This is a genomic window from Pseudonocardia sp. 2-7 (assembly GCF_056341085.1).
On the sequence record NZ_CP094507.1, the window covers coordinates 1272767 to 1294643 of the forward strand.

The following is a 21877-nucleotide window of genomic DNA, read 5'->3' on the forward strand; positions in this document are numbered from 1 at the left end:
CGGTCCTGCGTTCGTGGAGGAGCCGTCTGAGGCATCTGCGTCCGATCTCACCGTTGCGAAGCGAACGCGTTGCAGTGTGCGGAGTCACCCCTCCGATGTCTCCGTAACGGCCACAACGGTCGTTGTGGTCGTTACGGTCACCGCGGCCCGGGTGCGCGGGTCAGCGTGACCGCAGCCCCAGCTCGCCCAGGACGTGCTCCACCCGCTCGTTCTCGGCGGCGGTGAACCGGGCGAAGTCCGCGCCCGGGAGCCAGGCGTCGCGCCACCCGTTCGCGGCCAGCACCTGCCGCCACTCGGGGGTGTCGCGCATCGCGGACACGGCGTCGGCCAGCGCGGCGCGGTCGGCGTCGGCCAGCCCGGGCGGCGCGACCAGCCCGCGCCAGTTGCTGAACTCCACGTCCACCCCCGACTCGCGCAGCGTCGGCACGTCGAGGCCGGGTACCCGCTCGCCCGCGGTCACCGCGAGCACCCGCAGGTCACCGGACCCGATCTGGTCGGCGAACTCGCCCACCCCGGACACCGCGAAGCCCACCTCGCCGCGCAGCACCGCCGCGAGCAACGGACCCCCGCCCTCGTAGGACACGTAGCGGACCCGGGCGGGCGCGATGCCGGTGCCCTCGGCGAGCAGCATCGTGGCGAGGTGGTCCGGCCCACCGACGCTCGAGCCGCCGCCGACGGTGAGCCCGCCGGGGGCGGCGCGCCAGGCGTCGAGCAGGGCGCGGACGTCGCGGTAGGGCGAGTCCGCGGGCACGACGACGATCTCCGACTCCTCGGTCAGCCGCGCGATCGGCGTGGTGCCGGAGAGCGAGAGCGGGGTGTCGCGGGACGCGGTCGCCCCGACGATCCCGAGCCCCATGCTCATCAGGAGCCTGCCGTTGCCCGCCTCGCCCTCGACCCGGCCGAGCCCGGCGATCCCGCCGGCACCGGACAGGTTGAACACCTCGACCGGGCCGGCGATCCCGGTGTCGGACAGCACCTTGGCCGCGCTGCGGGCGGTGACGTCGTAGCCGCCGCCGGGTGGGTTGGGGACCAGGATGCGCAGGTCGGACAGCGGCCGCGGCCCGTCGGTCAGCACGATCGGGACGACGACCGCGGCGAGGGCCAGCACGAGCACCACGACCAGCGAGACGACCGGACCCCGGCGGGCGCCGCGGGCGATCGGCGCCCCGCCGGGCCGCGTCACCGTCCCCGCCATGCCCACCCGCCCGTCGCCGTGCCGCCGCCGGTGAGTCTGCGCGTCCGCGGCCGGGCCGGTCCACCGAGGTGAGCCGCGCGACGCGTCGTGGTCCCGCCGCCTCGCGTGCCCGCCGCCGTCGCCGCACGTCCTACGCTGGGCGCATGCGACGGCGCGCCGGGGGGACGGGTGGACCGCTGGCCCGCCAGTTCCTCGTCTGGCAGCTGGTGGTCGTGGTCGTGCTGCTCGGCGCGGTCGCGGCGCTGGCCGCCGTGCAGTCCTCGGAGTCGTTCCGCGAGACCCAGGGACGCCGGATGCTGTCGGTCGCCGAGGACGTCGCGTCCGTACCGACCGTGCGCGAGGCGTTGCAGACCCGCCGCTACGACCTGCTTCCGTCGTTCGCCCGCAGCGCGGAGAACCTGTCCGGGGCCGACGAGATCGAGATCGTCGACGCCGGTCTGGTCGTGCGCACCTCACCGGACCCGTCCCGGGTCCGGCAGCGGTTCGACCCCGGTGCCAGCACCGCGCCGCAGGGCCGGGCCTGGGTCGGCAACCCCGACGGGCGCGCCGTCGTCGCCCAGGTGCCGGTGATCGACGACCGCGGCGCCGTCGCCGGGCTGGTGTCGGCCGGGATCCGCGCCCCGTCGCTGTGGGAGTCCCTCGCCGGGGCCCGCGCGGAGACCGGCGCGCTGCTGGGGCTGGCCCTGGGCGTCGGCGTCCTCGGGTCGCTGCTGCTCGCCCGGCGGGTCCGCCGCCAGACCCTCGGCCTGGAGCCCGACGAGATCGTCGAGCTGGTGCAGCGCCGCGAGGCGATGCTGCTCGGCATCAAGGAGGGCGTGGTCGGGCTGGACACCGCCGACCGGATCACCCTGCTCAACCCGGTCGCCCGCGAGCTGCTGGAGCTGCCCGGCGCCCGCGAGGGCGACGCCGTCGCCGACCTCGGCCTCGACGACCGGCTCCGCGAGGTCCTCACCGGTGCCGCCGACGGCGAGGACCAGCTCGTGCTGCGCGACACCCGGGCCCTGGTGCTCAACCGCCGCCCGGTCCGCGTCGACGGCCGCGACGTGGGCGCCGTGGTCACCCTGCGGGACCGCACCGAGCTCACCACCCTGCAGCACCGGCTCGACGCCTCGCACACCGTCACCGACACCCTGCGCGCCCAGGCCCACGAGTTCTCCAACCGGCTGCACACCATCGCCGGTCTCACCGAGCTCGGCGAGCACGACGAGGTGCGCCGGTTCGTCGCCGGGATCGTCGCCGCCTCGGAGGGGTGGCGCCGCGAGGTCACCGCCAGCGTCGGCGACCCGGCGACGGCCGCGCTGCTCGTCGCGAAGAACAGCCAGGCCGCCGAGCGCGGCGTCGAGCTGGCCCTGGACCCGGAGTCCCGGCTCGACCCGACCGACCCCGACCACGACCCGGACCTGTCCGCCGACCTCGTGACCGTGCTCGGCAACCTGATCGACAACGCGATCGACGCGACCGCCGGGCGGGACGGCCCGCGCCGGATCGAGATCGGGCTCGCCGGCGGCGGCGACACCGACGGCGACGAGGTCTGGGTCGAGGTCCGCGACTCCGGCCCCGGGATCGCCTCCGAGCTGGCCGAGGAGGTGTTCCGGGCCGGCTACTCGACCAAGGCCGCCGAGATCGGCGGCCGCGGGCTCGGCCTGGCCCTGGCCCGGCAGGCGTGTCTGCGCCGGGGTGGCACCATCGCGGTGCGGCCGGCGCCGGCGGGCCGGGTCGGTGCGGTGTTCGAGGCGGTGCTGCCGGTGGCGCCGACGGGGGTGCGGGTGTGAGGGTCCTGGTCGTCGACGACGACTTCATGGTCGCCAAGGTCCACTCCGGCTACGTGGAGCGGATCGAGGGCTGCACCGTGGTCGGCGTCGCGCACAACGGCGCCGACGCCCTCGACGCCGCCGCCCGGCTCCGCCCGGAGCTGGTGCTGCTCGACGTCTACCTCCCCGACATGTCCGGCTTGGAGGTGCTGACGCGGCTGCGCACCGGGGCCGCCGACGACCCGTTCGTGCTGGTCGTGACGGCCGCCGACGACTCCGACACGGTCGCCGCCGCCCTGCACGGCGGCGCGCTGCACTACCTCGTCAAGCCGTTCGACTCCGCCGCGCTCGCCGCCCAGGTGCACCGCGCGACGCGGATCCGGCGCGACCTGGACCGGGTCCGCGACCAGTCCGACATCGACCGGCTCTTCGGCGGCACCGGCGCCGCCCCGGCCCGCACCCCCGGCGGCCCGGAACGGATGCCGAAGGGGCTGACCACCCCGACCGCGGAGCTCGTCGCGGGCACGCTGCGCGCGCACTCGGGGACCGACGCGGAGGCGGACCTGTCGGCGACCGAGTGCGCCGAGGCCACCCGGCTGTCCCGGGTCAGCGCACGCCGCTACCTGGAGCACTTCGTGTCGACCGGGCAGGTCACCGTACGGCTGCGCTACGGCGGCACCGGCCGCCCGGAGCGCCGCTACCGCTGGGTCGGCTGACCGGCCCCCCGCAGCGCCTCCGCGTGCGGCGCCGCCGGCTCGGTCTCCGCCTGCGGTGCCACCGGGTCGGTCTCCGCCTGCGGTGCCACCGGGTCGGCCTCCGCCTCCTCGGCCTCGGCGGCGTGCTCCAGCAGCACCGCCGCGATCGGCTCGCACAGCAGGTCCGGCAGCGCGTGCCCCATCCCGTCCACCGTGACGAGCTGCGCGGCCGCCCCGATCCGCGCCGCCAGGTGGTCGGCGTGCGGCGGCGGGTGCACCGGGTCCTCCGGCGCCTCGACGACGAGCGTCGGCACCGTGACCGAGCCCAGCTCGGCGCCGCGGTCCAGCCCGTCGGGATCGGCCTGGGCGTGCGCGGTGCACGGCTCGACCCGCCCGGTGTGCTCCATGATCCGCCGCTCCCGCGCGGCGAACTCCGCGGTGTCGAACGGCAGCACCCCGCCGGAGACGCGTCGCCAGTACTCGACCCGCCAGGCCAGCTCCCCGGCCTCGTCACGCGGGTCGCCCAGCTCCTGCCACATCCGCTGCACGTCCCGGGTCGGGCCGGGCAGGTCGGCGTCGCCGGTGTCGAGCGCCGCGGTGCACAGCAGCGTCGCGCTGACCATGCGGTGCGGCGCGTCGAGCGCGAGCAGCTGGACCAGCGTCCCGCCCATCGACATCCCGACCAGGTGCGCCCGGTCGATCCCGCAGCCGTCGAGCACCGCGAGTGCGTCGGTCGCCAGGTCGGCGACGGCGTAGGGCCGGTCCTCGAACGCGTGGGTCGAACGGCCGGTGTCGCGATGGTCGTAGCGGACCACCCGGTGCCGCTCGCGCAGCACCTCGACCAGCGCGTCCGGCCAGCCGTACCCGGCCGAGCCCGCCCCGTTCACCAGCAGCACCGGCGCCGCCGGCGTCGGCCGGTGTGCGGGCAGGTCCTGCACCCAGAGGGTCACGCCCGGCTCGGTCTCGACCTCGCGTACGGTGCCGGCGATCTCCACATGCGCAGGCTGCCAGACCGGTGACGACCCGCCTCCGCCGACCGGGCCCTACCCGGAACGCGCGACGGCCCGGTCCGCACAGTGTGCGTACCGGGCCGTCGCGAGGAGCTGGGGGAAGGTCAGCCGACCTTCTCGATCAGCGCGGCGCGCTGACGGTCGCCGAGGCCGGCGGCACGGCGCGACACGTCGATGCCGGCCTCCTCCATCACCTTGGAGACCTTCGCCGGGCCCCAGCCCGGGACGCTCTTGAGCAGGTCCGCGACCTTGGTCTTCCCGACGATCTGGTCGGTCTTCGCGCGACCCAGCACCGCGGGGATGGTCTCCTCGCCGCTGGCGATCTTGTCGCGGAGCTCCTTGCGGGCGGTACGGGCCGCAGCCGCCTTCTTGAGCGCCTCGGCGCGCTGCTCCGGGGTCAGGGTGGGCAGAGCCATCGCTGACAACTCCTCTCGGTTCACGCACCCCGCTCACCGGGGTGGACTGCCATCTCCGATCGCGGTACAGACTGGCAGAGACATCGCCACGACCTGCGGGAACCCCCTCCTCAGGGCGTGTCGGCCCTGTTCGGGGCCGTCCGTGGCGCGGCTCACCGCACCCGGGCGACCGCCCGTCGCACGGCGCGGGGTCGGGGCTGTTGCCGCAGGTCAGCGGCATGAAAGCGCGGAAGCGGTGACGATGGGCTCACCGTTCGAGCACGGAGCGCAGTCCCGTGACGTCCCAGAGGGTCCGGACCTCGTCGATCCGGCCCTGCCGCACCCGCACCAGCTGCACCGCCAGCACCTCCGCCGCGCGTCCGGTGGGGGCGAGCCCGGGCACCAGCCACGGCAGCTCCCGGTCGTGGGTGAAGCCGACGCGGACCTCGTCGACCACCCGGCGGACGTCGACGGTGCGCGACACCCGGGTCCGGGTCAGCCCGGACGGCCGGGCCGCCGCGAGGGCGGCCAGGTGCGCGGCGACCGCGTCCCGGCCGTGGCCCCCGGCGCCGGTCGGCAGCTCGGTCCAGCTCACGTCGGTGGCCAGCGCGGCCGTCGCCGGGCCGGGGTCGCCCGCCGCGTAGAGCGCGTCGGCCGCGGTGTCCCAGAGCCGTGCGATGTCGCGCATCAGGACCTGCATCGCCGGGGTCACCGGATCACGGTGCCACGCCCCGGCCCACCCGCGCACGCGACGACGCCCGGGGGCACGTGGCCCCCGGGCGTCGGTCGTGGTGCGTGGCCGGCTCAGGCCGTGGCGGCCGGGCGCTCCTCGGGCGCGGGCGGCGTGCCGGGCGAGACCCGCGGGTCCAGCTCGGCGCGCTCGTCGGTCTTCTCGCCCAGCGGCTTCTCCGGGTCGACCGCCTTGTCGTAGGAGGCGGTGACGCTGATCAGCCGGTGCCCGCGGAAGCGGGCGTAGCGCAGCGACCGCAGCCAGTTGTAGAGCGTGCCGAAGCGGTTGCCCCAGCCGATCAGGAACATCACGTGCACGTAGCACCAGATGAAGTACCCGAGCCAGCCGGTGAGCTTGATGCCGCGGACGTCGGCGACGGCCTCGCGGGCGCCGATGGTGGCCATCGAGCCCTTGTCGAAGTACTTGAACGGGGCCGGGGTGGTGTCGTCGCCCTTCGCCCGTGCCTTGATCAGCTTGCCGACGTAGGTGCCCTGCTGCATCGCGACCTGCGCGACGCCGGGCAGCCGGTCGATGGTGGAGACCATGTCGCCGATCGCGAACACGTCGCGGCGGTCCGGCAGGCTGCAGTCCGGGTCCACGGTGAGACGGCCCGCGCGGTCCACCTCGCCGCCGGAGGCCTTCGCCAGCAGCTCGCCCAGCGGCGACGCCTGGACGCCCGCGGCCCACACCTTGGTGCGGGCGGTGATGCGCTCCTCGCCGTTCGGGCCCTTCACCGTGATGGAGTCGGCGTCCATCCCGGTCGCCATGGTGTTCAGGCGGACCTCGATACCCTTCTTCTCCAGCGTCTTGCGCGTGTAGTTCTGCAGCTTCTTCGCGAACGGCGGGAGCACCGCCGGCGCCGCGTCGAGCAGGATGATCCGCGCGGAGCGGGTGTCGATCGACCGGTACTCACGCGGCAGCACGTACTGCGCCAGCTCGGCGAGCTGACCGGCGAGCTCGACGCCGGTGGGGCCGGCGCCGACGACCACGAAGGTCATCCACGCCTGCTTCTCCTCCTCGGTCGTCGCGACCTCGGCGAGCTCGTAGGCACCCAGGATGCGCGAGCGCAGCAGCCGGGCGTCCTCGATCGACTTCATGCCGGGCGCGTGCTCGGCCCACTCCGGGTGCCCGAAGTAGGCGTGCGTGGCGCCCGCGGCGACGACGAGGGTGTCGTAGGGCAGCACGATCCGCTGCCCGTCCGGCGCGGCCGCGTGGACGACCTTGGCCTCGAGGTCGATGTCGCCGACCTCGGCGAGCAGAGTGCGGACGTTGCTCTGCTTCTTCAGCACCCGGCGCAGGGCCGGGGCGATCAGGCCGGGGGACAGGATGCCCGTCGCGACCTGGTAGAGCAGCGGCTGGAAGAGGTGGTGGTTCGTGCGGTCGACGATCGTCACGTCGACATCGGCGCCCTTGAGCGCCTTGGCGGCCTGCACACCGCCGAACCCTCCGCCGACGATCACGACCTTGTGCCGGCCCTGCCGCTCGTCGTGCTCTGCCGTGCTCACCTGAGTCCGCCCCTTGTCGGTCGGTCCTGGCGCGGCATCACCGCGCACCTGCTCGATGGCCGGTGTCGGTCCCCGCCTCCGGACCCTGAGTCCTGGTGTCGGCGGTGGACGGCGGCCGTCCTGGCCGGTCTCCGACCGTACGAACCCACGGCCGCCGGGGCAATTCGGATCGCTCCGGAAACGCCTTTCAGAGTCCGAACTCACACGGTGGGGGAGCGGAAGCCGGGATGCGGGTGCGCACGACCGTGCGACGATGGAGCCCATGTGCGGGATCGTGGCTGCGTTCGGTGGACCCACGGCGTGGCCGGGCGGTGAGCCCGCCGACCCCGGGAAGTACGAGCGGATGCTCGCCCGGGTGGCGCACCGCGGCCCCGACGACACCGGCGTGCAGGTCGTGGGGAACACCTGGCTCGGCCATCAGCGCCTGTCGATCATGGACGTCAGCGGTGGGCACCAGCCGATGTCCGACGTCGCCCGCACCGCGTGGATCGTCGGCAACGGCGAGATCTACAACCACGAGCGCATCGCCAAGGCGTTCCCGGACGGCACGGTGCGCACCAAGTCCGACACCGAGGCCGCGCTGCACGCGGTGATGTGGGACGGCCAGGCCGCGGTCGCCTCCCTGAACGGCATGTTCGCCGTCGCCATGGGGCGCACCGACGGCGCCGGGCTCGTCGCCCGGGATCCGTTCGGCGTGAAGCCGTTGTACTGGGTGCCGCCGGCAGAGCTCCGTGACGGCGGCGGTGCGGCCGGGGCCGTCCCGTACACCGCGCCGGACCCGTCGGAGACGGTGCTGTTCGCCAGCGAGCTCCGCGCGTTCGACCCCGAGGACCGCCCGCACGTGCGCTCGTTCCCGCCCGGCTGCCTGTGGAGCCCGTCGTCGGGGCTGGTGCGGTTCGCCGACGCCGTGCCGGTCGAGGTCCGCCCGGCACGCCGCGCGATCCGCCCCGGCTGGGACGACGCGGACCTGTCCCGGGTGCGCGAGGCCGTGGTGTCCGCGGTCCGTCGCCGGATGATGTCCGACGTCGGGGTCGGCGTGTTCCTGTCCGGTGGCCTGGACTCGGCGCTGGTCGCGGCCATCGCCGCGCAGGAGGCCCGGGCCCGTGGCGAGCAGCTGCCCACCTTCGCCGTCGGGACCGCCGAGTCCGGTGACCTGATCGCGGCCCGCAAGGTCGCCGCGCACATCGGGTCGGACCACCACGAGATCCTGGTGACCCCCGAGGACATCGCCGAGGCCCTCGACCACGCCGTCGAGGTCATCGAGCACTACGACCCGGCCCTGGTCCGCAGCGCGGTGCCCAACCTGATCCTCGCCCGCGAGGCGGCGAAGAAGGTCAAGGTCGTGCTCACCGGGGAGGGCGCCGACGAGCTGTTCGCCGGGTACTCCTACATCCACGGCCCCGAGTACGCCGACCCGGACACCCTGCAGGCCGAGCTGGTCCGCTCGCTGGAGCAGCTGCACCACCTCAACCTGCAGCGCTGCGACCGCACCACCATGTACTTCGGCCTGGAGGCCCGCGAGCCGTTCCTGGACTCCGGCCTGGTCCGGGCCGCGCTGGCGCTGCCGCCGGAGTGGAAGCAGTGCCCGGACGGCCGCCCCGAGAAGGCGATCCTGCGCGAGGCGTTCGAGGGCTGGCTGCCCGAGGACCTGCTGTGGCGCGGCAAGGAGCAGTTCGGCGACGGCTCCGGCGCCGGCACCGTGCTCGCCGAGCTGGCCGCCCGCAAGGCCGCCGCCGCGGCCGACGCCGGGGTGACCGACGGGGTGCCCGAGCACCCGTCCGACTCCTGGCCGCTGCGCAGCGAGGAGGAGGTCCTCTACCACGGGATCTGGCGCTCCCACTTCGACGGGATCCGGCCGGACCACGTGCTCGGGGCGTTCGCGACGGCCTGAGCCGCAGGTCGGCCCCGGGTCAGCCCCGGGCCCGGGCCGCCCGGTCGGCGCGGGACGCGTCGGCGAGCTCCTTCAGGCCGGGGGTGTCGTCGCCGTCGCCCCAGCTGTCGGGGTCCCACAGGCCGGCCGCGGTCAGCGCCCGGCCGCAGTGCACGTAGGCGTCGTGCACGTCGACCAGCAGCGCCAGCGGCGGTGGCCGGTGGGCCGCCGGGCCCCGGGCGTCGGCGTCGGACGGGCCCCACAACGCCAGCACCCCGGGGTCCCGGGTGACCCGGGCCCGGCCGTGCACGCGCAGCACGTGGGCCGAGCGCGGCATGCAGAACGTCAGGCCGACGCCGTCGCGGGCGAGCAGGTTGCGCATGCTGTCGACGCGGCGGTTGCCCGGTCGTTCCGGGACGGCGAGGCGGCGACCGCCGTCGAGGACCCGCACGGAGCCGGGCGCGTCGCCGCGCGGGGTCACCGTCACGGTGCCGTCGGGGGCGGTGGTGCCCAGGAAGACCAGCGGCGACGCGGCGACGAACCGGGCGGCGACCTCGTCGACCCGGTCGGTGGACTTGTGCGCGACCAGCGGGTGCGGCTCCGCGACGACGGCGCGCAGCTCCTCCTCGGTCCGGATCCCGGAACCGTCGGCCGCGCCGGTGCCCGGTGCGGCGAGCGGGTGGTGCCGGCCGGCCGGGACGACCATCGGGGTGCCCGCGACCGGGTCGGGCACCACCCGCGACTCCATCCCGAACACCCGGCGCACCAGGTCTGCGGTCATCGTCGTCGCGGGCGGGCCCTGCGCGACGATCGCGCCGTCGGCCATCGCGATCAGGTGGTCGGCGTAGCGGCAGGCCAGGTTCAGGTCGTGCAGGACGACGACGACCGTGCTGCCCCGCACCCGGTTCCGGTCGACGAGCAGGTCCAGCACCTCGACCGCGTGCGGCAGGTCCAGGAACGTGGTCGGCTCGTCGAGCAGCAGCGCCCCGGTGTCCTGGGCCAGCACCATCGCGATCCACACGCGCTGCCGCTGACCGCCGGACAGCTCGTCGACCGGCCGGTCGGCCAGCTCCAGCACCCCGGTCGCGCGCATCGCGTCGGCGACGGCGGCGTCGTCGGCGTCGCCGCGGCCGCCGAACCAGCCCTGGTGCGGCGACCGGCCGCGTTCCACCAGGTCGGCGACGGTGATGCCGTCCGGGGCGGTCGGGGACTGGGGGAGCAGCCCGAGCCGCCGGGCCAGCTCGCGGCCGGGCAGCGTCCGGACGTCGGTGCCGTCGAGACGCACGGTCCCGGCGGCCGGGGCGACGATCCGGCCCAGCCCACGCAGCAGCGTGGACTTGCCGCAGGCGTTCGGACCGACGATCACGGTGATCCGGCCGGGCGGGACGTGCACGGTCAGGCCGTCGACGACGACGCGCTCGTCGTAGCGCAGGACCAGGTCGTCGGCGTCCAACGCGGGCCCGGCGGGGGCGGTGGCGGGCGTGGTCACGGGGTTCCTCCGGTCCGGGAGCGGGCGAGCAGCCACAGCAGGTAGGGGGCGCCGATCGCGCCGGTGACGACGCCCGCGGGCAGCGCGACCTCGGCGATCAGGGTGCGGGCGACGACGTCGGCGAGCAGTACCAGTGCGGCCCCGATCCCGGCGGCGTGCGGCAGCGACGCCCGCCCGGGGCCGGCGAGCCGCGCGGCGAGCGGCCCGCTGACGAGCGCGACGAACGAGACCGGCCCGGCCGCGGCGACCGCGGCGGCGACCAGCAGGACGGCCACCGCCAGCAGCGCGGCCCGGGCCCGGCCGACGGGCAGCCCGAGCGCGGTCGCGGTGTCGTCGCCGAGCTCCAGGCGGGGCAACGCGCGGGCCAGCAGCAGCCCGGCCGGGACGAGCACGGCGCAGGCGAGCGCCAGCGAGACCGCGGTGGACCAGCCGGTCTCGGTGACGCTGCCGGTCAGCCAGACCAGCGTCTGCTGTGCCGTGGTCAGCGACGCGGTGATCATCAGGTAGGGCACGACGGCCATCGCCGCCGACCCGATCCCGACCCCGACCAGCACGAAGCGGGTGCCGCCGAGGCCGTCGCGGCGGGCCAGGACGGTGATGAGCAGCGCCGCCGCGACGGCGCCGAGGACCGCGCCGGCCGAGGTCCCGGTGGCGGACAGGCCGAGCACGACCGAGGCGGTGACCGCACCGACGGCCGCACCGGCACCCACACCGATCACGTCCGGGCTGGCCAGGGTGTTGCGCAGCACCCGCTGGAACAACGCCCCGGCCAGGCCGAGCGCCGCGCCGACCAGCAACGCGGTCAGCGCCCGCGGCATCCGCAGCCGCAGCACCACCAGCTCGGTGCGCGGCGTGCCGAGCCCGGTCAGCGCGGCCAGCACGTCGCCGGGACCGAGGCCCTGCGCACCCACCGAGAGGGAGGCGACGAACGCGGCGAGCGCGGCGACGGTGACGGCGAGCCCGGCCGTCGTACGACGGCGCCGGGATCGGGCCCGGATCCGGCGCAGCACCGCGGTGGGATCCCCGACGGGGACGGTCCCGGTGCTCATCGCAGGAATCTCCGCCGCCGGACCAGCGCGACGAACAGCGGGGCGCCGACCACGGCCGTCACCACCCCGGCCTGGACCTCGCCGGGCGGGGTGACGACCCGCCCGAGGACGTCCGCGGCCAGCAGCAGGACGGGCCCGGCGAGCGCCGCCAGCGGCAGCACCACCCGGTGGTCGGTCCCGGCGAGGCGTCGCACCAGGTGCGGCACGGCCAGCCCGAGGAAGGCGATCGGTCCCGCGGCGGCGGTCGCCGCCCCGGCCAGCTCGACCAGGGCCACCCCGCACACGGCGCGGTCGGTCCCGACCGCGCGGCCGAACGACCGGGCGACGTCGTCGCCCAGCGCCAGCGCGTTGAGCCGCGGACCGCAGGTCAGGGCCAGCGCGAGCCCCGCGACGACGAACGGCGCGGCCTGCGCGGCGATCCCCAGGTCCCGTCCGGCGACCGAGCCGACCTGCCAGAACCGGTAGTCGTCGAAGGCCTGGGGGTCGGTGAGCAGGAACAGGGTGGTGATCGACTGCAGGCCTGCGGCGAGCGCGGCGCCCGCCAGGGCCAGCGTGGCGGGGGAGACGCTGCCGCGCCGGCCGATCCCGGCCACCCCCGCGACGACGACGGCCGCCACCGCCGCCCCGGCGAAGCCGAACCAGACGTAGCCGGTGAGGGTGTCGACGCCGAGCAGCGCGATCCCGAGCACGACGGCGAGCGCGGCGCCGGTGTTGAGCCCGAGGATGCCGGGCTCGGCGATCGGGTTGCGCGTCATGCCCTGCGCGAGCACCCCGGCCACGCCGAGCGCGGCCCCGGCGAGGACCGCCAGCACCGTGCGCGGCAGCCGCACCTCGGTGACGACGAGCGCGTCCGGCGAGGACCGGTCGACGGCGCCGGTGAGCACGTCCAGCACGAACCCCGGCGCGAGCGGCCGGGCGCCGACCAGCAGGCCGAGCGCGGCCACGGCCAGCAGCGCGGCGGCCAGCCCGGCCGCGGCGGGCCACCGCCGGCGCCGCACCGTCGCCGGTGCGCCCGGCGGGGGCGGGACGGGGGCGGTGGTCGCCGGGGCGGTCACCGCGCCTTCGCCGCCGCGTCCGCGAGCGGGGCCACGGTGCGGTCGAGGGCGTAGCGCCAGCCGTCGACCGAGGCGCTGGAGAACGCCTGGGAGACGTCGCGGTCCGACAGCAGCACACTTCGACCGGCGGCGACCGACGGCACGGCCTTCCACAGCGGGTCGCCCGCGATGGCCGAGGTGTCCTTCGAGATCGCCTGCATGACGGTGACGTCGGCGTCGAGGAGATTCATCCGCTCCCGCGAGATCGGGACGGAGAAGCCGTCGGTGCGCTGCGACGCGATCTGCGGGGCATTGACCATGCCCAGCTCCTGGAGGAACGCCAGGCGCCCGGAGTCACCGGTGTAGGCGGCGTACTCGCCGAGGGTGTTGCGGGCCCCGGACACGACGGTGGCGCCCTGCAGCTGCGGGTGCTGTGCCCGGGCGTCGGCGAAGCGCTGCTCCAGGTCGGCCTGCGCGCGCCGCCTCCTGCGGCTTCCCCAGGGCGGCGCCGACCGTGCGGAGCTGGTCGCGCCAGGTCGTCTTGTAGTTCTCCGCGCCGGCGGGGATGCCGACCACCGGGACGCCGAGCTGGGTCAGCCGGTCGTGGCGGTCGCGTGCGCCGGATGCCCGGGTGTCCAGGACGAGGTCCGGGTCCAGCGCGGCGACGGCCTCCAGGTCGACCTCGAGCGTGCCGAGGATCTGCGGCGGGGTGGTGTAGCGGGCCTGCTCCCACGGTCCGAGGCCGTCGCCGCCGACGGCCAGCCAGTCCGCGGCCCCGACCGGCTCGACGCCCAGGGCCAGTGCGGTCTCGGCGTCGCTCCACCCGAGGGCGACGACCCGGCGGGGCTGCTCGGGGACGGTGACGTCGCCGAACGCGGTCGGGATCGTCACCGGGAACGCGCCGTCCCCGGACGGAGCCGTCCCCGGCGCGGGCGCGGGCGCCGGTGAGCCGCATCCGGCCAGCACCATCACCACGGTGAGCAGACCGGCGAACAGGGGGAGCGTTCGACGCACGGTAAGGGCCGCCATTCCACTGAACAGGTGACCCTTACTTCACCATCCCGGGTGCGGCGAACGGAAGAGCGGACCGCAGCCGTCTGCGCCACAACTGGCGCCGCACGGCCCCCGGTACGGCGGGCCCGGGTGCGGAGCGCTCAGTTCTGGTCAGGACGGAGGCCGTCGACCTGATCGGAGCCGGAGGCCCCGGTCGAACCGGTCGCGGAGGGGTCCTGCGACGTGCCGGGCTCGCCCCCGGCGGGGACGTCGGCCGCGCCCGTCGCCGCGCAGGACTCCTCGACCGACTGCGGCAGCGCCGCGGCCGGGTCGGGGGTCGGCGACGCGCTCGCCGAGGACGACAGCGACGACTCCGTGCTCGGGGACGGCTGCGTCGTCGGGGCGGCGGGCGCCGGGGCGCTCCCGGGCGCCGGCTCCGGGGCCGGGTCGGCGATGGCGTTGCGGACGACCTCGCGCATGTAGGAGACGTCGGGGTCGGCGGTGACGAAGTAGCCCGTCGAGGAGTTCGGGTCCGGCAGCGACGGGTCGAACGCGACGCTCTCCAGCCGGAACCCCTCGTCGGCCAGGACGGCCAGCGCGGGCAGCACCTGCTGGGGCATGTCGGTGGCGACGTTGTCCCGGGTCACCGCGGCGATGCTCTGGAACCGGGAGATCAGCTCGGTCGCGGTCGTCTGCGAGATGACCGCCTGGATCAGGCAGCGCTGGCGGCCCATCCGCTGGTAGTCGGTGCCGTCCCGGCGGGAGCGCGCGAACCACAGCGCGTCCTCGCCGCCCAGGGTCTGCACCCCGGGGCTGATGTAGCGGTCCGGGGTGACGTGCCTGCCGAACGCGGTGACGCCACCGACCGGGATCGGCTCGGGCCCGACGTTCACGGTGACCCCGCCGACGGCGTCGATCATCGAGGAGAACCCGGCCATGTTGACCTCGAGGTAGTAGTCCAGCGGCAGGCCGGTCATGTACGCGATCGAGGACTGGAGCAGGTTGATGCCCGGCGACGACGTCGGTCCCGACGGCGCGATCTCCGGGTGCTGCTCGGCATAGGCGTAGACGGCGTTGAGCAGGTAGTCGCCCGACAACGGCTGCGACGGGTCGTGGAAGCCGTCCGGGAACTCCTCCGCGGCCGGGCTGCCCGGCGGGAACTCGGCCCGCTGGATGTTGCGGGGCAGGCTGAACAGCGTCGTCCGGCCGGAACGGGTGTCGATGCTGGCGACCATCATGGTGTCGGTACGGGTACCGGTCCGGTCGTCGCCGGCGTCGCTGCCCAGCAGCAGCACGTTCAGCCGGGGCTTGCCCAGCGCCTCGGCCGCCGAGGTCCCGCCGCCCTGGAACAGCGAGTTCAGCAGCCCGCGCTGGGAGTTCATCAGCTCGACGCCGTAGCCGAAGGGCACGGCGACGGTGAGGCACAGCAGGGCCGCGGTCCCGGTGCCGAGGATCTTCCGGCCGAGCGGCATCCCGCGCGGCCGGGCCAGTGCGTAGGTCCGCGCGACCTGGGCGATCCAGGCGATCCCGGCGACCACCAGCGCCACCGCGATGACGGTCAGCGTGGTCGTCGACAGCAGGTTCTGGAGCAGCGTCGAGCGCCGGGCCAGGAGTACCACCGCCGCCAGCCCGACGACGATCGCGACCACTGTGCCGAGGATCAGCCCACCGGTACGACGGCGGCGCAGCGCGAGGTGTCCGCTGCCGGGCACCACGGTGGACGCCACGGTGAGTCCGAGCGCGGCGGCGAGGGTGCGCCGCGCGGGGTCGGGTGCGGCCGACCTGCCGGCGGGCGGGGACAGCGTGCTGTTCCCGTCGCGCCTCTCACCGCGGCCGCCCCGGGCCTTCGCCGCGGAGTCTCCCGCCGCCGAGCCTGCTGCGGCGGTTCCTGCCGCGGCGGTGCCTGCCGCGGCACCGGCGGCGAGACCGGTGTGCGGTGGCCGAGGAGGAGCGGAACGCGAGGTGTCGCGCGGGGCCTCCGGCGCGGACCCGCCCGGACCTGCCGGGCGTGTGTCGGCGGGGCGTGCCTGCGGTCCGTCCGGTCTGCCGGTGTCGGACCGACCGGGGGCGCCGTCCGGGCGGGCGGTGCCGGACGACCGCGCACCGGAGGGGGGCGCGGTGGCGCCGCCGGGCTGCCCGGTCGCGGTGGAACGGCCCGGTACGGCCTGCGGGCCGCTGTCGGGCCGGCCGTCGGACCGCGGGTCGGGAGCACCGGGACGGGCCTCACCGGGGCGCCGGGCGCCACGCGGCGGCAGCGGCCCCGGGCCCGCCTGGCCCGGACGCGACCGACCCGGACCGCTCGGGACCGCGGGACCGCCGGGGCGCGACGGTGCGTCCGGGCGCGAACCCGTGGGCGCGGACGCACCGGCACCACCGGGCACCGCGCCACCGGAGTCCGGGCCACCGGGCCGGCGCGGGACGATCGGCAGCTCGCCGCTGAGCCGGGCCGCGCGGTCACGCTCCTCCGGCGGGGCGTCGGGCTCGGAGGCGCGGTGCCGCCGGTGCTCCGCGGCGGTGTCCGGCCGGCCGGGGACCTTCACGGTGTCACCGATGCCACGACGGGTCGCGCGGATGGAACGGATGTCGGTGGGCCTGCTGTCGCTGTGCCCACCACGGCCCGGGGTCTCCTCCCGGGTCGCGCGGGACGACCAGGCGGCGGCCTGCCGGACCGCGGCCCGGGCCTCCCGCTCGCGTCGGGGGAGCCAGGACTCGTCCTCGGCGGGGCGCCCGGCACCGTCCGGCGGGCCGGGGGGCCTGCCACCGGGACGCGCCGCGGGACCGGTCCCGGGGCGCGGGTCACCGGCGGGCGGGCGTGGCGCACCGGGTGCGGGCGGACCGGGTCGTCGCCGGGGGCCCGACGGCTGCTCCTGGGGAGGCCTCCCGGACTGCGGGGGCCTGCGGTCACCGGGCCTGCCGGACTGCGGGGCCGGGGGCCCGGCGGGGCCGGGCGGGGGTGTGGCACCGCCACGGGTGGGCGGCGGGGTGTCGCGACGGTCGTTCGGCGGCGGGGTCTCACCGCGGTCCCGGGGCGGGGTGCCACGCCGGGCCTCGTCCCGCAGGTGCGGGCGGTCGTCGCGGCGGGCGCGCTCGGGAGGGCCGGGTCGTCGTGGCCGGTCCGGACCGGTCGGGCGGGAGCCCTCCTGCGGTCGTTCGTCCACCCGGAGCACCCCCTTCACTGGTCGGCACGGGCGGGGTGGCCGTGCCGCGCGGAGGAGCCGCGGCACGTGCCTGCGCACCCGGCGGCGACGACGGCGCTCGGGTCCCGGTGAGGGTACTTGCCGTGATCACGATCTCGGTGAGCGGCCACCCACCCCGGTGGGTGGCGCCGGGCAGGGCGGACATACCCGTCACTGGTAGGACACGAAGACGGGCGACTCGGGCCGGACGGCGTAGGTCTCGCGCGGGGTGAAGGTCGGCTCGTCCTCGTCGATGAAGTTCTTCCAGCCCCACCACAGACCGGGCGGACGGGGTGCGGCGTGCAGTGCGTTCCAGGTCTCGGTCTTCTCCTGGCGGGTGCCGTAGCCGTCGGCGTGCAGCACGGTCGCGAGCTCGCGGTGGGAGGTGACCACGGTCTGCCGGTCGGAGATCATCGAGACCCGGAACTGGTGGATGAGGAACACCTTCTGCGGCAGCTTCTTCGCGCGCACCAGCCCGGCCAGCCACTCCGAGGTCCGGTTGATCTCGGCCGCGGTCACCGAGCCGACCTGCACGCCGTGGCGCCGGCCCGGCTCCAGCCGCCACTCGGGGTCGAGCGCGAGCCCGACGTGCGGCTGCGCGAGCAGCTCGGCGTAGCGCTTCGCCTGGGTCAGGAAGTCGGTGGTCCCGGGCTGCAGGTCCAGCACCACGTAGACGCCGGCCTTCCCGGCCTGCTCGACCCACGGTCGCAGCTCCTCGACGCTCATCTCCGCCGAGTAGTCGCCGTCCGGGCCGGGGGCACGGTCGGCGACCGTCGTGATGATCTCGAACGCCGGCACGACGGGCTCGCGCACGAGCGGCTGGAAGTCGGCGGCGAGGTCCTTCGCGCGGGCGATCGAGCGCGGCAGGTCCTGCTCGCCGAGGACGCCCATCGACGGGGTGCCCGGGTGTCCGTAGAGCGCTGCCATCCGGCGGCCCGGGAAGACCTCGGTGCCACCACCGGGAAGCTCCGGCACCGCGGGCGCGGCGGAGGTGGGCGCCGGCTGCTCGGGGGACGGCGGGGCGGCCGGAGCCGGGGCGGGGGCGGCGGCGCTCGCGGAGCAGCCCGCGACCAGCGCGCACGCGGTCAGCAGCGCCACGAGCAACGCAGGCGGACGCAGGCGACGCGCGCGGCGACGACGGCTGGTGACGGACAGGACGTGCGAGGACTCACCCGAGATGGACACCGGTCACCAGGCTAGGCGACAGGATCGCGCACGGCAGTACGGACGGTGACCGGGCGTGTCGGCCACGCGACGGGCCGTGGCCCGCCGCGGTCGTCCGACCCGGGTCAGCGCGGGACGACGGGCCCGTCCGGGCCGTCCTCGGGCCCGCGCTGCGGACGCGGTGGACGTCCCCGCAGGATCCGCTTGAGGCCCGCGGTGTGCCGCCTGCTGACGGGCAGCTCGACCGCCCCCGGCCCGTTGCCGAGGCGGACCACGTACCCCGACCCGGACATGCGCAGCTCGGTGATGAGCGGCAGCGACACCAGGTAGGCGCGGTGGATCCGCACGAACCCGGCCTCGCCCCAGCGGTCCTCCAGCACCGAGACCGGTATCCGGACCAGGTGGCTGCCCTCGCTGGTGTGCAGCCGGGCGTAGTCGCCCTGGGCCTCGACGAACCGGATCGAGGAGCGGGGGACGAGTTTCGTGGTGCCGGCCAGCTCGACCGGCACCACCTCGTCGTCGGTGGTCGCGGCGGGGGCACCCCGGCGGGCGGCCGCGGGATCGGGCCTGCCGCCCTGCTCGACGCCGTGGCGCGGCGGCGCCGGGGGTGGGCCGGGGGCGGCCCGGCGGGCGGCGCGCAGCGCCATGGTGCGGTCCAGCGAGCCGGACAGGCGCTCGGTGCGCAGCGGCTTGAGCAGGTAGTCGACGGCGCCGACCTCGTAGGCGTCGACGGCGCGGTCGTCGTGGGCGGTCACGAACACCACCGGCGGCGGGTCGGCCATCGCGTTCAGCACCCGGGCGAGCTCCAGGCCGTCGAGGCCGGGCATCCGGATGTCGAGGAACACGACGTCGACGGTCGGGGTGCTCGCGTCGGCCTGCGAGCCGTGCAGGATGCGCAGCGCCTCGGTGGCGTCCGGCGCGGTCAGCACGGTCGCGACCCGCTGGTCCTCGCCGAGCAGGTGCGCCAGCTCGAGCAGGGCCGGTTCCTCGTCGTCGACGGCGAGCACGGTGAGCCGTGTCCCCGCCGGGGCGGCAGGCGGTGGTTGCGGCGGCTCCGGGGCGCGGAGCTGTCCCGGGACCCCGATGGGCCGGTGGTTGCTCGCGGCGCCGTACCCGGGCTGCAGCACGTGGCCGACCGGGCCGGCGGGCGTCGCGCCCGAAGCGTGCCCACCCCGCGCGTGGCTGTACACGGCTCCTCCTTGCCGCGGGCACACCGCCCGCTGACCGGTGACTGCGGGCACACCGTATCGAGACAGCGGAGCGTCACCGACGGCCGGTCCGGCCTCCCGTCCCACACGATCCGGGGTGGGCCTTCGGAGTGGGCGTGACAGCGGAGCGTCACGAGTCGTGGCAGCCGGTCGTGGACGCGGTCCGTCCTCGGGGCCTGGGACGGCGTCGTGGCTGGTCGGGCGGAGGGTCGTTCCCCCGCCGATCGGACGGGCTGCGAGCGGGTGTCATTGTGGCACTCGGTGCCGAAACGCTACCGTGCCGTGAGACCCGCCACGTGGGACCGTCTCGTACGCGGTCGGCGTGTCGGACCGGCCGCGACCGACGGTGGCCGGGCGCAAACCTCCGACTGCGAAGGGGCAGGCATGGCGAGCACGAAGGACTGGTTCGAGACGGTCGCGGAGGCGCAGCGACGGGCGCGCAAGCGCCTGCCGAAGTCGGTCTACTACGCGCTGGTCGCCGGCGCGGAGCAGGGGATCACGCTGGCGGACAACGTCGCCGCCTTCGACGAGCTCGGTTTCCGCCCGCACATCGCGGGGCTGCCGCCGCAGCGGGAGCAGAAGACCTCGGTGATGGGCGTCGACATCGACTTCCCGGTCATGATCTCCCCGACCGGTGTGCAGGCCGTCGACCCCGAGGGCGAGGTCGCGGTCGCGCGCGCCGCGCACAGCTCCAACATCCAGAACCCGCTGAACCCCGAGCAGACCGTGTCGACGGCGATGGGTCTGTCGTCGTTCGCGTCCCGCTCGGTCGAGGACGTCTGCGCGGTCCACGACAAGGTCTTCTTCCAGGTCTACTGGGCCGGGTCGAAGGAGGACATCCTCGAGCGCGCCCTGCGTGCGAAGCGGGCGGGCGCCAAGGGCCTCATCGTGACCCTGGACTGGACCTTCGCCACCCGCCGCGACTGGGGCAGCCCGCCCATCCCCGAGAAGGTCGACGTCAAGGCCGCGCTGCAGTTCGCGCCCGAGATGATCACCAAGCCGCGCTACGTGCTGGACTGGGCGAAGTCCGGGAGGATCCCGGACCTCAAGGCCCCGAACATGGCGCCCCCCGGCGGCGGCGACGCCCCCACCTTCTTCGGCGCCTACGGCGTCTGGTGGACCACCCCGCTGCCGACCTGGGACGACATCGCCTGGCTCCGCGAGAAGTGGGGCGGCCCGTTCATGATCAAGGGCATCATGCACCCCGACGACGCCCGTCGCGCCGTCGACGCGGGCGCCACCGCGGTCTCGGTGTCCAACCACGGCGGCAACAACCTCGACGGCACCCCGGCCGCGATCCGGGCGCTGCCCGCGATCGTCGACGCCGTCGGGGACCAGGTCGAGGTCGTGATGGACGGCGGCATCCGACGCGGTGCCGACGTCGTCAAGGCGCTCGCGCTCGGTGCCCGCGCGGTCCTGATCGGCCGCGCCTACCTGTGGGGGATGGCCGCGCAGGGCGAGCGCGGGGTCACCAACGTCCTGTCGATCCTCTACAAGGGGATCGACGAGGCGCTGCTGGGCCTGGGCAAGAAGTCGATCCACGAGCTCTCCCGCGACGACCTGATCGTCCCGGAGAACTTCACCCGCGTCTCGAAGCTCTGAGACACCCGGTGGTGCGGGGGCCCGGCGCGACCGGGCCCCCGCACCACCGCCTGCTCACAGCGGGTACGTGACCCGGGTCAGCTCCTCGGCGCGCTCCCAGAGCGCCCGCTGCATCTGGCGGTCGTGCGAGGCCGCCGTGGACCCCACCGGCCGCGGGTTGCCGCGTGCCTCGCCGATCCCGTCGGGTCCGATGTAGGCACCGCCGGGCAGGTCCGGGACGGTCGCGGCGAACAGCGTCGGCAGCGCCCCTGCCGACGCGGACTGGGCGACCACCTTGTTGAGCACGCCCATCAGTGCGTCCTGGACGGACTCGGTGCGCGACTGCAGGTTCGTCGCCGCATACCCGGGGTGCGCGGCCATCGACCGCAGCCGCGACCCGGCCGCCACGAACCGGTGCTCCAGCTCGTAGGCGAACATCAGGCAGGCGAGCTTGGACTGGCCGTAGGCGGTCCAGCGCTCGTAGCGGCGGCGCTCGAAGTTCAGGTCGTCGATGCCGATCCGGCCCATCCGGTGGGCCACGCTGGACAGCGTCACCACGCGGTCGGTGATCCGGTCGGCCAGCAGACCGGTCAGCGCGAAGTGGCCGAGGAAGTTGACCCCGAGCTGGGTCTCGAATCCGTCCGCGGTGCGGGAGAACGGCACCGCCATCAGGCCGGCGTTGTTGACCAGGACGTCGGCGGTGCCCTCGAACCCGGCGGCGAACTCGCGGACCGAGGTGAGGTCGGCCAGGTCGAGCCGGCGCACCGACACCGCGCCACCGAGCTCGGAGGCGATCTCCTCGCCGCGGGTGGTGTCCCGTACGGCCAGCACGACACGCGCACCGGCGTGCACCAGGGCCCGGGTGGTCTCCAGCCCGAGGCCGCTGGTGGCGCCGGTGACGATCACGGTCCTGCCCTGCTGGGGCGGGATGTCCGCCGTCGTCCAGGGGGCGGGTGAGGTCCGTAACACGGGGTGACTCCTTCACGGGGAACGGGTGTCCAGGTCTACCCGCTCGGGCCGGTGCCCACCCGC

16 protein-coding genes and 1 pseudogene are annotated in these 21877 nt (G+C 75.6%); 4 read left to right on the plus strand and 13 right to left on the minus strand.

Annotation, left to right across the window (positions count from 1 at the left end; genetic code table 11):
- Positions 1-160: 160 nt before the first annotated feature.
- The gene (locus MTO91_RS06460) at positions 161-1123 is read right to left on the minus strand and encodes a Bug family tripartite tricarboxylate transporter substrate binding protein (RefSeq protein WP_476654820.1); all 963 of its coding nucleotides are present in this window, start codon (positions 1121-1123) and stop codon (positions 161-163) included.
- A 215-nt stretch (positions 1124-1338) separates the two neighbouring features.
- Between MTO91_RS06460 and MTO91_RS06465 the strand changes: the two genes are divergently transcribed.
- Positions 1339-2967, plus strand: a complete 1629-nt coding sequence (locus MTO91_RS06465; protein ID WP_405418872.1) for a sensor histidine kinase — start codon at positions 1339-1341, stop codon at positions 2965-2967.
- Positions 2964-3662 (plus strand): response regulator, encoded by a 699-nt coding sequence (locus MTO91_RS06470; RefSeq protein WP_073575477.1) that lies wholly within the window; start codon positions 2964-2966, stop codon positions 3660-3662. Before MTO91_RS06465 ends, MTO91_RS06470 begins: the two co-directional genes overlap by 4 nt.
- Here the strand turns inward: MTO91_RS06470 and MTO91_RS06475 are convergent.
- From MTO91_RS06475 to MTO91_RS06490, 4 genes are all read right to left on the minus strand, one after another.
- The gene (locus MTO91_RS06475) at positions 3644-4636 is read right to left on the minus strand and encodes an alpha/beta fold hydrolase (protein ID WP_476654039.1); all 993 of its coding nucleotides are present in this window, start codon (positions 4634-4636) and stop codon (positions 3644-3646) included. The genes MTO91_RS06470 and MTO91_RS06475 overlap by 19 nt on opposite strands.
- Positions 4637-4755: 119 nt before the next feature.
- Positions 4756-5067, minus strand: coding sequence for an integration host factor, actinobacterial type (gene mihF / locus MTO91_RS06480; RefSeq protein ID WP_020621796.1), 312 nt, complete (start codon positions 5065-5067; stop codon positions 4756-4758).
- Positions 5068-5314: 247 nt separating this feature from the next.
- Complete coding sequence (locus MTO91_RS06485; protein WP_251785388.1) at positions 5315-5758, minus strand: nuclear transport factor 2 family protein; 444 nt, start codon at positions 5756-5758, stop codon at positions 5315-5317.
- A gap of 92 nt (positions 5759-5850) precedes the next feature.
- Entirely contained in the window at positions 5851-7281 is a 1431-nt protein-coding gene (locus MTO91_RS06490; RefSeq protein WP_251785386.1) for an NAD(P)/FAD-dependent oxidoreductase, read from the minus strand.
- Positions 7282-7534: 253 nt separating this feature from the next.
- Between MTO91_RS06490 and MTO91_RS06495 the strand changes: the two genes are divergently transcribed.
- Positions 7535-9172, plus strand: a complete 1638-nt coding sequence (locus MTO91_RS06495; RefSeq protein ID WP_476654040.1) for an asparagine synthase-related protein — start codon at positions 7535-7537, stop codon at positions 9170-9172.
- Between the two features lie 19 nt (positions 9173-9191).
- Here the strand turns inward: MTO91_RS06495 and MTO91_RS06500 are convergent, their stop codons facing one another.
- The 7 genes and pseudogenes from MTO91_RS06500 to MTO91_RS06530 form a co-directional block, all read right to left on the minus strand.
- Complete coding sequence (locus MTO91_RS06500) at positions 9192-10640, minus strand: ATP-binding cassette domain-containing protein (RefSeq protein WP_476654041.1); 1449 nt, start codon at positions 10638-10640, stop codon at positions 9192-9194.
- Positions 10637-11689, minus strand: coding sequence for a FecCD family ABC transporter permease (locus MTO91_RS06505; RefSeq protein ID WP_476654042.1), 1053 nt, complete (start codon positions 11687-11689; stop codon positions 10637-10639). Before MTO91_RS06505 ends, MTO91_RS06500 begins: the two co-directional genes overlap by 4 nt.
- The gene (locus tag MTO91_RS06510) at positions 11686-12744 is read right to left on the minus strand and encodes a FecCD family ABC transporter permease (protein WP_476654043.1); all 1059 of its coding nucleotides are present in this window, start codon (positions 12742-12744) and stop codon (positions 11686-11688) included. The genes MTO91_RS06505 and MTO91_RS06510 overlap by 4 nt, the downstream gene beginning before the upstream one ends.
- Positions 12741-13752, minus strand: a pseudogene (locus MTO91_RS06515) (ABC transporter substrate-binding protein). The gene MTO91_RS06510 and the pseudogene MTO91_RS06515 overlap by 4 nt, the downstream one beginning before the upstream one ends.
- A 125-nt stretch (positions 13753-13877) precedes the next feature.
- A complete protein-coding gene (locus MTO91_RS06520; RefSeq protein WP_476654044.1) occupies positions 13878-16874 on the minus strand; it encodes an LCP family protein in 2997 nt (998 codons plus the stop codon).
- A 189-nt stretch (positions 16875-17063) separates the two neighbouring features.
- Positions 17064-18077 (minus strand): hypothetical protein, encoded by a 1014-nt coding sequence (locus tag MTO91_RS06525; protein WP_476654045.1) that lies wholly within the window; start codon positions 18075-18077, stop codon positions 17064-17066.
- Between the two features lie 104 nt (positions 18078-18181).
- Positions 18182-19063, minus strand: a complete 882-nt coding sequence (locus MTO91_RS06530; RefSeq protein WP_476654822.1) for a LytR/AlgR family response regulator transcription factor — start codon at positions 19061-19063, stop codon at positions 18182-18184.
- A 585-nt stretch (positions 19064-19648) separates the two neighbouring features.
- Between MTO91_RS06530 and mftD the strand changes: the two genes are divergently transcribed.
- The gene (mftD, locus tag MTO91_RS06535; RefSeq protein ID WP_062400817.1) at positions 19649-20866 is read left to right on the plus strand and encodes a pre-mycofactocin synthase MftD; all 1218 of its coding nucleotides are present in this window, start codon (positions 19649-19651) and stop codon (positions 20864-20866) included.
- Between the two features lie 54 nt (positions 20867-20920).
- On the opposite strand, the gene MTO91_RS06540 is transcribed toward mftD, so the two are convergent.
- The gene (locus MTO91_RS06540; RefSeq protein WP_405418858.1) at positions 20921-21814 is read right to left on the minus strand and encodes an oxidoreductase; all 894 of its coding nucleotides are present in this window, start codon (positions 21812-21814) and stop codon (positions 20921-20923) included.
- Positions 21815-21877 lie beyond the last annotated feature (63 nt).